Origin of the sequence: Streptomyces sp. 11-1-2, from assembly GCF_003595545.1 — a bacterium.
Lineage (GTDB): Bacteria > Actinomycetota > Actinomycetes > Streptomycetales > Streptomycetaceae > Streptomyces > Streptomyces hygroscopicus_B.
In genome coordinates, this window is sequence record NZ_CP022545.1 from 9,485,858 (window position 1) to 9,499,966 (window position 14,109).

14 protein-coding genes are annotated in these 14,109 nt (G+C 71.7%); 12 read left to right on the forward strand and 2 right to left on the reverse strand.

The features are described 5' to 3' along the window. Positions 1 to 310: 310 nt before the first annotated feature. Entirely contained in the window at positions 311 to 1,609 is a 1,299-nt protein-coding gene (locus tag CGL27_RS40755) for an MFS transporter (protein ID WP_119992530.1), read from the forward strand. Between the two features lie 40 nt (positions 1,610 to 1,649). Here CGL27_RS40755 and CGL27_RS40760 read toward each other — a convergent pair whose 3' ends face one another. Further along, a complete protein-coding gene (locus CGL27_RS40760; protein ID WP_119992531.1) occupies positions 1,650 to 2,399 on the reverse strand; it encodes a glucose 1-dehydrogenase in 750 nt (249 codons plus the stop codon). Between the two features lie 119 nt (positions 2,400 to 2,518). Continuing rightward, positions 2,519 to 3,559: an NAD(P)-dependent alcohol dehydrogenase gene (locus CGL27_RS40765; RefSeq protein ID WP_119994791.1), complete on the reverse strand. Its 1,041-nt coding sequence runs from the start codon at positions 3,557 to 3,559 to the stop codon at positions 2,519 to 2,521. Between the two features lie 95 nt (positions 3,560 to 3,654). On the opposite strand from CGL27_RS40765, the gene CGL27_RS40770 reads away from it, so the two are divergent. The 11 genes from CGL27_RS40770 (at position 3,655) to CGL27_RS40820 (ending at position 14,107) form a co-directional block, all read left to right on the forward strand. Continuing rightward, a complete protein-coding gene (locus tag CGL27_RS40770; RefSeq protein WP_240450817.1) occupies positions 3,655 to 4,458 on the forward strand; it encodes an SDR family NAD(P)-dependent oxidoreductase in 804 nt (267 codons plus the stop codon). Positions 4,459 to 4,621: 163 nt separating this feature from the next. Continuing rightward, positions 4,622 to 5,821 (forward strand): acyl-CoA dehydrogenase family protein, encoded by a 1,200-nt coding sequence (locus CGL27_RS40775; RefSeq protein ID WP_119992532.1) that lies wholly within the window; start codon positions 4,622 to 4,624, stop codon positions 5,819 to 5,821. A 94-nt stretch (positions 5,822 to 5,915) separates the two neighbouring features. After that, complete coding sequence (locus tag CGL27_RS40780) at positions 5,916 to 6,704, forward strand: enoyl-CoA hydratase/isomerase family protein (protein ID WP_119992533.1); 789 nt, start codon at positions 5,916 to 5,918, stop codon at positions 6,702 to 6,704. Positions 6,705 to 6,709: 5 nt separating this feature from the next. Further along, entirely contained in the window at positions 6,710 to 7,093 is a 384-nt protein-coding gene (locus CGL27_RS40785; RefSeq protein ID WP_078647183.1) for an OB-fold domain-containing protein, read from the forward strand. Continuing rightward, positions 7,090 to 8,235: a thiolase family protein gene (locus CGL27_RS40790; protein WP_119992534.1), complete on the forward strand. Its 1,146-nt coding sequence runs from the start codon at positions 7,090 to 7,092 to the stop codon at positions 8,233 to 8,235. The genes CGL27_RS40785 and CGL27_RS40790 overlap by 4 nt, the downstream gene beginning before the upstream one ends. Before the next feature lie 91 nt (positions 8,236 to 8,326). Then, positions 8,327 to 9,529 (forward strand): acyl-CoA dehydrogenase family protein, encoded by a 1,203-nt coding sequence (locus CGL27_RS40795; RefSeq protein WP_119992535.1) that lies wholly within the window; start codon positions 8,327 to 8,329, stop codon positions 9,527 to 9,529. Beyond that, positions 9,526 to 10,500 carry a phosphotransferase family protein gene (locus CGL27_RS40800; RefSeq protein WP_119992536.1) on the forward strand — a complete coding sequence of 325 codons (975 nt, stop codon included), beginning with the start codon at positions 9,526 to 9,528 and terminating at the stop codon, positions 10,498 to 10,500. The genes CGL27_RS40795 and CGL27_RS40800 overlap by 4 nt, the downstream gene beginning before the upstream one ends. 37 nt (positions 10,501 to 10,537) lie before the next feature. Next, on the forward strand, positions 10,538 to 11,770 hold the full coding sequence (locus CGL27_RS40805; RefSeq protein ID WP_119992537.1) for an acyl-CoA dehydrogenase family protein: 1,233 nt from the start codon (positions 10,538 to 10,540) through the stop codon (positions 11,768 to 11,770). Next, entirely contained in the window at positions 11,767 to 12,543 is a 777-nt protein-coding gene (locus CGL27_RS40810) for an SDR family oxidoreductase (RefSeq protein WP_119992538.1), read from the forward strand. The genes CGL27_RS40805 and CGL27_RS40810 overlap by 4 nt, the downstream gene beginning before the upstream one ends. Further along, entirely contained in the window at positions 12,540 to 13,319 is a 780-nt protein-coding gene (locus CGL27_RS40815; protein WP_119992539.1) for an SDR family oxidoreductase, read from the forward strand. The genes CGL27_RS40810 and CGL27_RS40815 overlap by 4 nt, the downstream gene beginning before the upstream one ends. Next, a complete protein-coding gene (locus tag CGL27_RS40820) occupies positions 13,316 to 14,107 on the forward strand; it encodes an enoyl-CoA hydratase-related protein (protein WP_119992540.1) in 792 nt (263 codons plus the stop codon). Before CGL27_RS40815 ends, CGL27_RS40820 begins: the two co-directional genes overlap by 4 nt. The last annotated feature ends 2 nt before the right edge of the window (positions 14,108 to 14,109 follow it).

The following is a 14,109-nucleotide window of genomic DNA, read 5'->3' on the forward strand; positions in this document are numbered from 1 at the left end:
CCGAAGCGCGGGCACCGCACCCGGCGCGCCCCGCTCCTTACGAGTAAACCGAATCCAATTCAGATCATCAACCGGTCGGCGTGTGTCGATGCGGTCACCGTCTCGCACGGCACTCCGCCGCCGACTGAGCCGCAGGTCGGATGCCGTATCCGCGAAGTCCTTTCGGTTCGCGCGCCTGATGGTGCCCACGGCATCCGCCGCGCTCCCGGAGGAAACTCCTGTTCGATGGCTAGCTGGACTGAGTTCAGTTCTGTAGCGTCCCGAGCGTCGGCATGGCACCGGACCGTGCCGTCGCGAAGGGAGCCGGATCATGAGCACCACACAACAGCCCGCACCTCCGGGGGAGGAGGCGTCATACGATCCACGTACGGTGCGCCGCGCGATGCTCGCCGGGAGCATCGGCACCCTGATCGAGTACTACGACTTCAGCGTCTACGGCTATCTCGCCGTGGCGATCGCACCTCAGTTCTTCCCGGGCGACGATCCGGCGGCCTCGTTGCTGGCAACGCTCGCGGTGCTCGCCACCGGCCTCGTGGTGCGGCCGGTCGGCGGTGTCTTCTTCGGGTGGATCGGCGACCGATGGGGTCGCCGCAAGGCGCTGGTCTCCTCCGTGGTGTGCATGGGCGTGGCCAGCAGCGTCACGGGCCTGCTGCCGACCTACAGCCAGATCGGCGTGTTCGCCGCGGTGCTCCTGTTCATCACCAGGCTGGCGCAGGGCGTCTCCTCGGGCGGTGAGTCGGTCGGTGCCTACACCTACATCTACGAGTCGGCGCCGCCCGGGCGCAGAGCCTTCCTCGGCTCCGTCACGCCCATCGGGTCCAACCTCGGGTTCATGTTCGCGGCCGCCACGGCCGGGGCGATCTCGGCCCTCACCACCAAGGATCAGATGGGCGACTGGGGCTGGCGGCTGCCCTTCCTGATGGCCGTGCCGCTCACCTTGATCTGCCTGTGGGCCCGGCTGCGGATCGAGGACACGCCGGAATTCGAGGCGGCCGCAAACCGCGCCGACATCCCGACGGCGCCCATCCGGGAGGTACTGTCCACCCACCGCGGCGCGCTGCTGCAGTCCATCGGCCTGGCCATGGCGCAGGGCGGAGCCATCTTCCTGGGGCTGACGTACATCGGCATCCATCTGACCACCAACCTGGGGTACGACTCCACGCAGGTGTTCTGGCTGACCGCAGGGGTCGTGCTCGTCACCGTGCTGCTCATGGTGCCGGCCGGCTGGCTCGCCGCCCGGTTCGGCTGCCGTCGCGTCCTGATGTGCGGGCTGCTGGGCTTCCTGGTGACCGCCTACCCCGCGATGACGCTCATGGGCCGGCACAACCTGGCCCTGGCCGGCCTGGCTTATCTGCTCTTCATGGTGAGCAGTGGGTTTGTGCAGGTCCCGGCGGCCAGTCTGTGGCCGCGTCTGTTCGAACGCCGGGTCCGCTACACCGGCATGGCGATCGGGTACAACATCGGCACCGTCCTCGCGGGCGGTACGGCTCCGTACATCGCGACCTTCCTTGTGGACAAGACCGGAAACCTGCTCTCCCCGGCGTTCTTCGTCATGGTGGTCTGCCTGATCGGGATCGGTTCCCTGCTCACCGTCCGCGAGGACGTGTAGAGGGCGGGTGCGGTGGCCGCGGCCACCGCACCGCACCGCGTCAGTCCGCCGTCGTGGAGGAGTGGCCGCGGAGGCCGATGGTCTGGCCACCGTCGATGAGGAACTCCCCACCCGTGGTGTAGGAGGCGTCGTCGCTCGCGAGGAAGAGCACCATGCGGGTGACCTCCTCGGGCTCCCCGATGCGCGCCACCGGCTGATGGGCGAAGAGTTCGGGTGAGGCGGTCTCGCCCATGGGCGTGCGGATGACTCCGGGGTGTACGGAGTTGACGCGTACCCCCGTGCCTGCCAGGTCCAGTGCGGCGGCCTTGGTCATCCCGCGCACCCCCCACTTGCTCGCCACATAGCCGATGCCATTGGCGAAACCCGTCATCCCGGCGGCCGAGGAGACGTTGACGACGGCCCCGTGGCCGCGCTCGCGCATGCCGGGGAGAACGGTGTGCATGCCGAGGAAGGCGCCCACCAGATTGACGTCGATGGTCCGGCGGAAGTGCTCGGGCGACTGCTGCTCCACACCGCCGTAGTGCATGATCCCCGCATTGTTGACCAGGACGTCCACGGGGCCGAGGGTGTCCTCGACCGTGCGGACGACGGACCGCCACTGCGCTTCGTCGGTCACGTCGAGGTGGCAGTACCGCGCGTGGGGGAGTTCCCCGGCCAGGGCCTCGCCCTCGTCGTCCAGGACGTCACAGACGGCGACCCGGGCGCCTTCCGCGACCAGCCCCCGTACATGCGTGGCACCCATGCCCCGGGCGCCGCCGGTGACGATCGCTACTTTTCCGTCGAAGCGCATGCTGAACTTCCCTTCCGCATCCGTGAGTTGCCGCGTCGGTGAGCCCCGACGTCCATGAGGCCCGCGTCGGTGAGCCCCCGCGTCCATGAGCCGGAGCCGTCAGTCCACCGCGAATGTGATCAGTCCGGTACGAGCACGGTCCGGCCCCGCACCCGGCCCCGGCGAAGCCGGTCGATGGCCTCGGCGGCGGCGGACAGCGGGAAGCGCTCCGTCTCGACGTGGAGCGCCCCCGAACGTGCCAGCGCGACGACCGCGGCCAGTTCCTGGCGCGTACCCCAGAAGGGCAGTGAGAGCCGGAAGCCGGGTGGGAGGACACCCGGCTTGGCCACCGTCAGGCTGCCGCCTCCGCTTCCGACGACGGCGAGTTCGCCGCCGGGGCGCAGGACGCTGGTCGCGAGTTCCAGCGTCTGTGCGGCGCCGACGAAGTCGAACACGGCGTCCGCCCCCACGCCACCGCTGCGCGCCCTCAGCACGCGGGCGGTGTCCGGCCGCATCAGGGTGCCGAAGTCCGCGCCGGAGCGATCCGCGAGAGCCAGGGCGTCCTCCCGGACATCGACCGCCAGCACACGGCTCGCGGTGGTCGCGTGGAGGGCCTGGACGGCCAGGTGGCCGAGCCCGCCGACACCGATGACGACGGCGGTGGTGCCCTCGACGAGGGCGTGCCGGAGCCCGGCCACGGCGTGGTAGGACGTCAGGCCCGCGTCGGAGAGCGGGGCGGCCTGGTCGGCCGGCAGGTCGCCGATCGGCACCAGATGGCGGGCGGACGGGACGAGCAGATACTCGGCCATTCCGCCGTCCCGGCCCAGTCCCGCCCCGTGCCAGGCGAGGGTGTCCCGCCGGTCGCAGTAGTTGTCGGAGCCCGCGGCGCACCGGGCGCAGGAGCCGCAGCCCCACGGCCCGTAGAGCACCACGCGGTCACCTGCGCTCACCCCGTCGGCGGCGGGCCCCAGGGCCGTGACCTGCCCGGCGACCTCGTGGCCGAGGGTGAATGGCAGCCCGTAGGGGAGCGCGCCCGGAGCACCGTCGATGACATGCAGATCGGAGCGGCAGAGACCGGCGGCTTCGACCCGCACCAGCACCTCGGCGCCGTGGGGGACGGGCCGCTCGACCTCTGTAGGTGCCGGAGCCTCGCCCCAGGCCGTCAGCCGCAGTGCCCTCATCTTCACCGTCCCGGGTCTTGTCAGCGCTGCGGCTGCCACGGTAACAGAGGTGAAGTCGGTTCAATAGATGGCTGAGGCAACGGAAGGGGATCGGTGTGACGAGCGAAGAGGTCCGCGCGGGGAGGTTCGCCGACAGGGTCGCGATGGTGACGGGAGCCGCCTCCGGCATGGGCGCGGCGGTCGCCCGGCAACTGGCCGCGGAAGGCGCGCGGGCCGTCGTCCTGGCGGACGTGAACGGCGACGGCGCGGCGGCCGTCGCCGAGGAACTGCCCGCCGCCCGGGCGGTCGCACTCGACGTCACGGACGCGGCGGGCGTCGACAGTGCCTTCCAGGACGTACTGCGCCGGCACGGCCGCCTCGATGTCCTGGTGCACGCGGCGGGGGTCGACGATCCGGAGGCGAAGCGGCGCATCGCGGACGCGGCCGTCGAAGGGCGGCCGGTCGAGCTGACCGATTCCCTCGACGACGCCTCCTGGCGGCGGGTCATGCGCGTGAACCTGGACGGAGCCTTCCACGTGCTGCGCGCCGCGGTGCGGGTCATGCGGCCCCGCGGGGCCGGGGCGATCGTGGTGATCGGATCGTCGTCGGCCTTCGACGCGCCCGTCGGCTACCCGCACTACGCCGCCTCCAAGGCGGGGGTGCACGCCCTGGCCCAGGCCGTGGCCAAGGAGGTCATCGCGTCCGGGATCCGCGTGAACCTGGTGGCGCCGGGGCCGACGGACACGGGGATGGCGGCCCGCACCCCCGAGGTGCTGCGGTCGGCCTTCGCCGACCCGCGGGTGCGCCCGTACGCGACGCCCGAGGAGATATCCGAGATCGCCCTCTTCCTCGCGAGCGATGCCGCGGCGAACCTCGTCGGCGCGGTGCTGCTCGCCAACGGCGGCCGGTTCACCGCCTGAGCGGATCCGGGCCGGTCCCCTGATCCGGGTCGGTCCCCTGATCCGGACCGCCCTGATCCTGGCGCCGGATGGTCTTGCCTGCCTGGAGTTCCCATGCCTACGGTCATGAATTGAGTTCAATTCTTGCGCTCCTCGCCCGCCGTACGAGCACGATGGAGATCCCATGCACCGTCGCCACCCCGAGATCGACCCCCAGCTACTGTCCGAAACGGACGAACAGCGACAACTGCGTACCGTCCTGCGGGACCTCTACACCGAGGCGAGTGGCGTCGAGGAGGTGCGCAAGCATCTGGCCACCCCGCGCGGATACGACGAAGCGCTCTGGGGGCGGCTCGCGGGCGAGATCGGCGTCCACGGCCTGGCCATTCCGGAGGAGTACGGCGGGTCGGGCTTCACCTTCGCCGAGCTGGCCGTGGCCCTGGAGGAATCCGGACGCGCCCTGTACTGCGCGCCCCTGCTCCCCACGGTGGTCCTGGCCGCAAACGCCCTGCTGTTCAGCGGCGACCGTACGGCATGCGAGCGCTATCTGCCCCGGATCGCCGACGGCACGCTCACCGCCACCGTGGCCGGGTTCGGCCCCGGTGGCCCCGGTGGCCCCGGTGGCCCCGGTGGTCCCGGTGGCCTCGACGAGTCCGGCGAGCCCGGCGTCACCGCGGAACAGGGGGCCAATGGCTGGGTGCTGCGCGGGCAGGCGGACTTCGTGCTCGACGGGGCCGGTGCGGATCTGCTCCTGGTGCGGGCCGGAACGCCCGCCGGGCCTCGGGTCTTCGCTTGTGAGCCCGTCCCCGACACCTGCCGGCGGACTCCGCGCCGCGTCCTGGACGAGACGCGGCGCCAGGCGCTGGTGGAGTTCGGGGGCGCCCCGGCCACTGCCGTGGGCACGGCGGAGGGGGTCGAGGGCACGGTTTCGGCCACGCTGGACACCGGGCGGGCCGCGCTGGCGGCCGAGCAGGTCGGCGGCAGCGGGCATGCGCTGGACGCCACGGTCGCCTTCGTGGCCCAGCGCCACCAGTTCGGCCGCCCCATCGGGTCCTTCCAGGCCGTCAAGCACCGGCTGGCCGATGTGCTGGTGGCGCTGGAGGCGGCGCGCTCGGGGTCCGCGTATGCGACCGCCTGTGCCGCCATCGCCTCGTCGCAGTTTCCGGTGGCCGCCTGTGCCGCCGCCGTGGTCTGCTCCGAGACCTTCCGCCTGGCGACGGCCGAGTACGTCCAGTTGCACGGCGGGATCGGCTTCACCTGGGAGCACCCGGCGCATCTGTACGTGCGCCGGGCGCGCGGCGCAGAGGTGCTGTTCGGCACGGCGGACCAGCACCGGACCCGGCTCGCCGGGCTCGTCGGCCTCGCTGGCCGCCCCGCTGCCTGAACCCGAATAGGTATGTCTCGATCAAGGGCTTGACACCGTGCGGCTCTGGAATCAGAGTTGTAGTGAATTCAGTTCAGTTTCAGAGGGGTGAGGGATGACAACGGAAGAAGAGATCCAGTTCGAGCGCGACGGCCACGTCGCCCGTGTGTGGCTCAACCGTCCGTGGAAGAAGAACTGCGTCACCGTGCCGATCCTTGAGCGGCTCGACGAGATCATCACCGAGGTGGACGAGGACCCCGAGCTTCGGGTCCTGGTGGTGCGCGGCCGTGGCGGCACGTTCTGCTCGGGGTTCGACCTCGACAGCCTGAAGGCCGAGTACGTCGGCAAGTCGAACGCGATCGACGTCGCGGTGAAGTCCGCGAAGGTGTGCGACCGCCTGTACTCGATGAAGACCCCCTCGGTCGCGGTCCTGGAGGGCCATGTCACCGCGGGCGGCTTCGAGATCATGATCTCCTGCGACTTCGCCATCTCCGCCGACGACGCGAAGATCGGCGACTTCCACATCCGCCGCGCGCTGTTCGGCGGGGCCGGTCCGATCTACCGGGTGCCGCGCATGATCGGCATCCGCAAGACCAAGGAGCTGATGCTCACCGGCAAGCTCCTCTCCGGTGTAGAGGCCGCCGAGTTCGGCCTGATCAACAAGTCGGCCCCGGCCGAGGAACTGGACGCGACGGTCGAGGAGTTCATCAGCCACCTCGCCGACAAGAGCCCCTTCACCATGTGGCTCACGAAGATGACGATCGACCGCAGCCTGGACGCCGACACCCAGTCCCTGATGGTGATGGAGCACCTCGCCGTGGGCGTGGCGCTCAACTCCGAGGACGCGAACGAGGGCGTGTCGGCGTTCCTGGAGAAGCGCGAACCCAAGTGGCAGGGGCGCTGATCCGGATGACCACGGATCCGCGGAGCTCCGCCGCCGGCGGGCTCCAGGGCGCACGCTGCTCCGGCTGCTCGGTGACGGTGTACCCCGCGGACGACACGTGCCCGCGCTGCGGAGGGCCGGCCGATCCGGCGGCCCTCCAGGGCACGGGCACGCTGTGGACCTGGACGGTGCAGCGGTACGCCCCCAAGTCGCCGCCCTACCAGGTCCCGCCCGGAGGCTTCGAGCCGTTCGCGCTCGGCTATGTCGAGCTGGCGGAGGGCGTGCGGGTGGCCGCCGTCCTCGACGTCGACGACCTCGACGCCGTCCGTATCGGCATGCCGCTCTCCGTGACCGCCGATGCCGGGGTGCCCCGGGCCAGGCCCACGTCCCTGAGCGAGGAGGGCTCTTGAGCACCGATGTGCTGATCTGCGGCGCGGGGCGCACCCCGTTCGGCCGGTCGGAGACGACCGGCCGGCAGCTCGCCGTGGCCGCCGTGAACGCCGCGCTGGCGGACGCCGGGATCGCGTGGTCGCGGGTGCGGGCCGCGTTCGGCGGCAGCGACAGCGCGGGTCTCGCGGACACCCTGGTGGCCCAACTCGGCCTGACCGGACTGCCGTTCGTCAATGTCAAGAACGGCTGCGCCACCGGTGGCAGTGCGCTGGTCTCCGCCGTGAACGCGATCCGCTCCGGCATGGCGGACGTCGTCCTCGCCGTCGGCTTCGACAAACACCCGCGCGGCGCCTTCGACCCCAGGCCCGAGGACTGGGGGCTGGGAGCGGAGTACGGCAGCGACGGGCTGATGGTGACCACCCAGTTCTTCGGCATGAAGATCCAGCGCTATATGCACGACCACGGGATCACCCCGCGGACCCTCGCCCTGGTCGCCGAGAAGGCGTACCGCAACGGCGGCCTGACCCCCGAGGCATGGCGGCGCGAACCGGTGTCCGCCGCGGAGATCCTGGAATCCGGCATGGTCAGCGATCCGCTGACCCGCTTCATGTTCTGCTCCCCGGGAGCGGGCGCGGCGGCGCTGGTCCTCTGCTCACCCGAGGCCGCCCGCGCGATGGACGGCACACCGGTCACCCTGCGCTCGGCGGCCGTACGCACCCGGCGCTTCGGCTCGTTCGAGGTGTTCAGCCCGTGGATTCCCGGGGGCACACTGACCAGCGTCAGCCGTGATGCCTCGGCCGCCGCCTTCGAGGAGGCGGGGCTCGGCCCCGGCGACGTCGACGTCGCTCAACTGCAGGACACCGAGAGCGGCGCCGAGGTCATGCACATGGCCGAGTGCGGGTTCTGCGAGGACGGCGAGCAGGAGCGGCTGATCGCCTCCGGCGCCACCGCGATCGACGGGACGCTGCCGGTCAACACCGACGGCGGCTGCATCGCCAACGGCGAACCCATCGGCGCCTCAGGACTGCGCCAGGTCTACGAGGTCGTCCAGCAACTGCGCGGCCGGGCCGGTGAGCGCCAGGTCCCGGACCGCCCCAGGATCGGCTTCACCCATGTGTACGGGGCCCCCGGCGTGAGCGCCTGCACGGTCCTGTCCCGTTGAAAGTCCCGCCGAATGTCCCGCCCGAATGTCGCGCCGAATGTCCGGCGGAATGTCCCGCTGAACGGCCCCCCGATCGGAGGTGGAGGAAGAGATGAGCGGTATCCCGGAACCCGATGAGTTCCGCGCCGAGGCCCGGACGTGGCTCGCCGGAGTGGCCCGGCCCCGCGCCGCCGACGGGGAGTGGGGCAGCGGCTCCGACTCCGTCGCCGTGTTCGAGAACTGGACCGAGGAGCAGGAGCGCGAGCACACCGCCCGCGTCCAGGAGTGGGAACGCACCCGCTACGACCAGGGCTGGTCCGCGCTCAACTGGCCGCAGGAGTACGGCGGCCGAAGTCTGCCCGCGTACTACGAGCAGCTCTACCGCGGCGAGGAGGCGGCCTTCGACGTACCGCACCGCCCCGAGATCTTCCCGGTGACCCAAGCGCTCGTCGCCCCCGCGATCGGCCTGTGGGGCACCGAGGAACAGAAGCGCCGCTGGCTCATGCCCATGCTGCGCACCGACGAGCTGGCCTGCCAGCTGTTCTCGGAGACCGAGGCGGGCTCCGACCTCGCCGCGGTGCGCACCCGGGCGGTGCGCGAGGGCGACACTTGGGTGCTGACCGGGCACAAGGTGTGGACCTCCGGGGCCCGCGTGGCGACCTGGGGCGTGGCGGTGTGCCGCACCGATCCGGACGTCCGCAAGCACGCCGGGATCACCGTCTTCCTGGTGCGCATGGACGCGCCGGGTGTCACCGTACGGCCCATCCGGCAGATGACCGGTGGCACCAGCTTCAACGAGGTCTACCTCGACGGTGTGCGGGTGCCCGACACCGACCGGCTCGGTCCCGTCGGCGAGGGGTGGCGGGTCACGCTCAGCGTGCTGGCCGCCGAACGGCTCGACTCCGGAAGCCTCGGCCTGGACAACGCCGACCGGGCGCTGGACCTGGCCGGAAACCTGTCGCGCCCGCTCACCGGTAGCGAACAGCAGCGGGCCGCCGACCTCCACCTCCGCACCCTCGTCCAGCGGCTCATGGGACTGCGGGTGACCGCCGCCCTCGTCGCCGGGCGCGAACCCGGCGCGGAGGCATCGGTCGGCAAGCTGTACGCCACCGAGACCATGCGGTGCACCAGCGACCTGGTGTCCGAACTGCTGGGGCCGAGCCTCGTGGCGGACACGGGGGAGTGGGGCGCCTACGCCTGGACGGAACACCTGCTGGGCGCCCCCGGCTACAGCATCGCGGGCGGCACCGACGAGATCCAGCGCACCATCCTCGCCGAGCGCGTACTCGGCCTGCCCAAGGAGCCCGTCCGATGAGCATGGCCACCGAGGTGCCGGAGCTGGCCGCCCGGGTCCGCGACCGGCTCGCCCGCCGCCACCCGGGCGCGCCGGTAGGGGAGTTGACGGTGCTGCCGGGCGGCCACTCCGGGCTGACGTACGAGGTCGCGGCGGGGGACGCCCGGTACGTCGTCAAGGCGGTGCCTCCGGGGCAGCGGCCCGTCGGGCGCAACGACGTCCTGCGCCAGTCTCGGGTGCTGAGCGCGCTGGCCGGATCCACGGTGCCGGTACCGGGCGTCGTGGCCGTCGACGAGACCCGACCCGCCTGGTTCGCCATGGACTTCGCGGCCGGGGAGGCCGTCGAGCCGGTACTGGACGACCACCAGGTGGACCCCGCGACGGCCCGCGCCCGGATGCTGGAGATCGCCTCCGTCCTGCGCCGACTGCACGGCACCGATGTGGACACGCCCGGGCTCGACGCGCCCGCACCGCTGGACGCCGCCGGTGAGCTGGAGCGGTGGAGCCGCACCCTGCGTGCCGTTCCCGCCGAACTGCGGCCCGGCGGGGAGGAGTTGCTGGCACGCCTCGCCGACGGCGTACCCCACGGCCTTCCGCCGGTGCTGCTGCACGGGGACTTCCGGCTCGGCAATGTGCTGTGCGCGGGCGAGCGGGCGGTGGCCGTCGTCGACTGGGAGATCTGGAGCGTCGGCGACCCGCGCATCGACCTGGGCTGGTTTCTGCTCTTCGCCGACCACCGCAACTTCCCCCAACTGGGACACGCCGTGCCCGGACTGCCCGGCGAGGCCGAACTGCTGGACACCTACCGCGACGGGCGGCCCGCGCTGCCCGCGATGGACTGGTTCCGGGCACTCGGCCGCATGAAGATGGCCGCGATCATGGGCCACAACCTCCGCCGGCACCGCGAGGGCAAGCACCACGACCCGGACCAGGAACGCCTGCCGCCCACCATCGCCGCGATGATCCGCACCGCCCGCGACATCCTCGGCTGATCCGGCAGCGGTACGCCCCCACCGAACAGGAGCAATCGTGGATTTCGGATACTCGTCACGGGCGAGTGAACTCCAGGACCGCATGCGGTCGTTCATGGACGAACACGTCTTCCCCGCGGAGGCGACGTATGACCGGCAACTGGCCGAAGGGAACGACCCGCACGCCCTGCCGCCGGTGATGGCCGAGCTGAAGGAGAAGGCCCGCGCCGAGGGCCTGTGGAACCTCTTCATGGCGCACGGCGACTGGGGCGCGGGGCTGAGCAACCTCGAATACGCGCCGCTCATGGAGCTGGCGGGCCGCTCCATCATCGGCCCCGAGGTGTTCAACTGCTCGGCGCCCGACACCGGCAACATGGAGCTGCTCGCGCTGTACGCCACCCCCGAGCAGCAGGACCGCTGGCTGCGCCCGCTGCTCGACGCTCAGATCCGCTCGTGCTTCGCCATGACCGAGCCGGAGGTGGCGAGCTCCGACGCCCGCAACATCCGCACCCGCATCACCCGCGACGGCGACAGCTACGTCGTCAACGGCCGCAAGTGGTACACCTCCGGGATCCTCGACCCCGACTGCAAGCTGATCATCCTGATGGGCAAGACCGATCCGGAGGCGCCCACCTACCGGCAGCAGTCCATGCTGCTCGTCCCCCGGGACACCCCGGGCGTCACGGTCCTGCGTGACCTGCCGATGTTCGGCTACACCGACCGGCTCGGACACGGCGATGTGCTCTTCGAGAACGTCCGGGTCCCGGCGGAGAACATCCTCGGCGGGGAGGGCGAGGGCTTCGCGCTCGCCCAGGGACGGCTCGGCCCCGGACGGATGCACTACGCGATGCGCGCCGTGGGGTTCGCCGAGCGCGCCCTGCGGCTGATGTGCGAGCGCGTCACCGAACGCACCGCCTTCGGCGGGCCGCTGGCCGACCAGGGAGTGGTCCGGGAGTGGATCGCCCGCAGCCGCATCGAGATCGAGCAGTTGCGTCTCCTCGTCCTCAAATCGGCCTGGCTGATGGACACCGTGGGCAACGCCGCCGCCCGTATGGAGGTCGCCGCCATCAAGGTCGCGGCGCTGGAGGTCGCCCACAAGGTGGTCGACCGGGCGGTGCAGGCACACGGCGCGGCGGGGGTCAGCGACGACACCGTACTGGCCCGGCTGTACGCCATCACCCGGGCGCTGCAGATCGCCGACGGCCCCGACGAAGTACATCTGCGGACGGTGGCCCGCCAGGAACTCGCGCAATACAAGAAGAAGACCGACACGGAGACGGGAGCGGCGTGAGCGCCAACAGCCTCGACGGCAAGGTGGCCGTCATCACCGGCGGATCCCGTGGCATCGGCCTCGGCATCGCCACCGCCTACCGGGCGGCCGGCGCACACGTGGTGATCGCGGCCCGTAAACCGGCCGGACTCGCCGAGGCCCGCGAGGAGTTGCTGCGCGTCAAGGGCGACGGCGACGTGCATACGGTGGTGGCGAACGCGGGCGAACCCGAGCAGGCCGAGCGGTGCGTCGAGGAGACCATGGCCCGCTTCGGCCGCCTCGACCTCCTCGTCAACAACGCGGCCACCAACCCGTACCACGGCGATCTGCTCGACCTGGACCTGCCGCGCGCGGAGAAGACCGTCCGCGTCAACCAGTACGGCATGATCGCCTGGACCCGGTGCGCCTGGCGGGCCTGGATGGCCGAACACGGGGGAGCGGTGGTCAACATCGCCTCCGTCGGCGGGCTCATCGTCGATCCGCACATCGGCTACTACAACGCCACCAAGGCCGCCATGCTCCATATGACCCGGCAGCTCGCCTACGAACTGGGGCCGCACGCCCGCGTCAACGCCATCGCCCCCGGACTGATCAAGACCGAGCTGGCGCGGGCGGTATGGGAGGTCCGCGAGCCGATCCTCACCGCCAAGCTGCCGCTGCGGCGCCTCGGCACCGTGGCGGACGTGGCCCAGGCGGCGCTGTTCCTGGCCTCCGACGCCTCCTCCTGGATGACCGGCCAGACCCTGGTGCTCGACGGCGGCGCGACCGCCCTGCCGATCGGGGTGGAGGGATGAGCGCGCCCCGACCCGCCGCGGAGCTGTTCTCGCTCCGGGGCAGGACGGCCCTGGTCACCGGCGCGTCCGCGGGGCTCGGCGCACGCTTCGCCACCGTCCTCGCGCAGGCCGGGGCCACCGTCTTCGCCGCCGCCCGGCGGATCGAGAGGCTGAAGGAACTCGCCGACTCCGACACCCGCATCCACCCTGTCGCCTGCGACGTCTCGCTCGCCGCCGACCGCGCGCAGCTGGTTGGGACGGCACTGGCCACCACCGGCCGCATCGACATCCTGGTCAACAACGCGGCCACGTCCGGGGAAACCCGCGCCGAGGACGAATCCCCGGACGCCTTCACCGATGTTCTCGGCGTCAACCTCACCGCCCCCTTCCACCTGGCACGCCTGGTGGCGGAGGCACCCGCCGTGGACGGCGACCCACCCCGGAGCGTCATCAACGTCTCCTCCATCCTCGGCCTGGTCACCGCCGCCCCCCTGGGCGGCGCGAGCTACGCGGCGTCCAAGGCCGGGCTGATCGGTCTGACCCGCGAGCTGGCCGGACAGTGGGGCCGAAGCGGGACCCGCGTCAACGCGCTCGCCCCGGGCTGGTTCCGCACCGAGATGACCGCGGACCTCTTCGGCGACGAGCGCTCCAGCCGCTGGGTCGAGCGCAACACCCTGCTGCGGCGCGGCGGCGACGCCCATGAACTCGACGGCGCGCTGCTGTTCCTCGCCTCGGACGCCTCCTCCTACTGCACCGGGCAGGTCCTGACCGTCGACGGCGGATGGACCGCGCGATGAGGGTCGGCATCGAGATCGAGGACGGTCTGGCCCGCGTCACCCTGCGCCGCGGCGAGGCGGGCAACGCCATCGACCTGGAGATGGCATGCGGACTGCTGGACGCGGCGCGGGTGTGCGCCACCGAGTCCGTACGGGCCGTGCTGCTGACCGGCGAGGGGAAGTCCTTCTGCGTCGGCGGCGACCTCGGGGAGTTCTCCCGGCTCTCCGGTGAGGCGCTGGAGAAGCACCTCATCGCGGTGACCGGCGCGCTCCACGAGGCCCTGCGCACGTTCGCGGCGGGCGACGCGCCAGTGGTGGCCGCCGTGCAGGGCGCCGTCGCCGGTGCGGGCATCGGCCTGGCCGCGTCCGCCGATGTGACCCTCGCCGCCGACAACGCCTCGTTCACCACCGCCTACACCGGGATCGGCTACTCACCGGATGCCGGAGTGAGCTGGTTCCTGCCCCGGCTCGTCGGTCCCAAGCGGGCCCTGGACCTGCTGCTGACCAACCGCCGCATCAAGGCGGCGGAAGCCGAGGCCATCGGCCTGGTGAGCCGGATCGTCGCCCCCGACCAACTGGCCGCCGAGGCCGTCCGTACGGCCGAGGCGCTGTGCGGCGGACCCACCGCCGCCTTCGGCGCCACTCGCCGTCTCGTCGCCACCGGACTGACCTCGGACCTCGATGCGCACCTGGACCGCGAGGCCCGTGCGATCGCCGCCGCCGCTACCTCGGACGCGGGCCGCGAGGGCGTCGCCGCCTTCCTGGGCAAGCGGGCGCCCGACTTCACCCGCGCCGCCCCCAGCACCTGACA

What these genes read in the sequence shown, in the direction of transcription:
- CGL27_RS40785 (WP_078647183.1), top strand. Translation starts at nt 6,710, where the DNA reads ATGACCACGGATCCGCGGAGCTCCGCCGCCGGCGGGCTCCAGGGCGCA.
- CGL27_RS40775 (WP_119992532.1), top strand. Translation starts at nt 4,622, where the DNA reads ATGCACCGTCGCCACCCCGAGATCGACCCCCAGCTACTGTCCGAAACG.
- CGL27_RS40795 (WP_119992535.1), top strand. Translation starts at nt 8,327, where the DNA reads ATGAGCGGTATCCCGGAACCCGATGAGTTCCGCGCCGAGGCCCGGACG.
- CGL27_RS40815 (WP_119992539.1), top strand. Translation starts at nt 12,540, where the DNA reads ATGAGCGCGCCCCGACCCGCCGCGGAGCTGTTCTCGCTCCGGGGCAGG.
- CGL27_RS40755 (WP_119992530.1), top strand. Translation starts at nt 311, where the DNA reads ATGAGCACCACACAACAGCCCGCACCTCCGGGGGAGGAGGCGTCATAC.
- CGL27_RS40765 (WP_119994791.1), bottom strand. Translation starts at nt 3,559, where the DNA reads ATGAGGGCACTGCGGCTGACGGCCTGGGGCGAGGCTCCGGCACCTACA.
- CGL27_RS40800 (WP_119992536.1), top strand. Translation starts at nt 9,526, where the DNA reads ATGAGCATGGCCACCGAGGTGCCGGAGCTGGCCGCCCGGGTCCGCGAC.
- CGL27_RS40820 (WP_119992540.1), top strand. Translation starts at nt 13,316, where the DNA reads ATGAGGGTCGGCATCGAGATCGAGGACGGTCTGGCCCGCGTCACCCTG.
- CGL27_RS40760 (WP_119992531.1), bottom strand. Translation starts at nt 2,399, where the DNA reads ATGCGCTTCGACGGAAAAGTAGCGATCGTCACCGGCGGCGCCCGGGGC.
- CGL27_RS40780 (WP_119992533.1), top strand. Translation starts at nt 5,916, where the DNA reads ATGACAACGGAAGAAGAGATCCAGTTCGAGCGCGACGGCCACGTCGCC.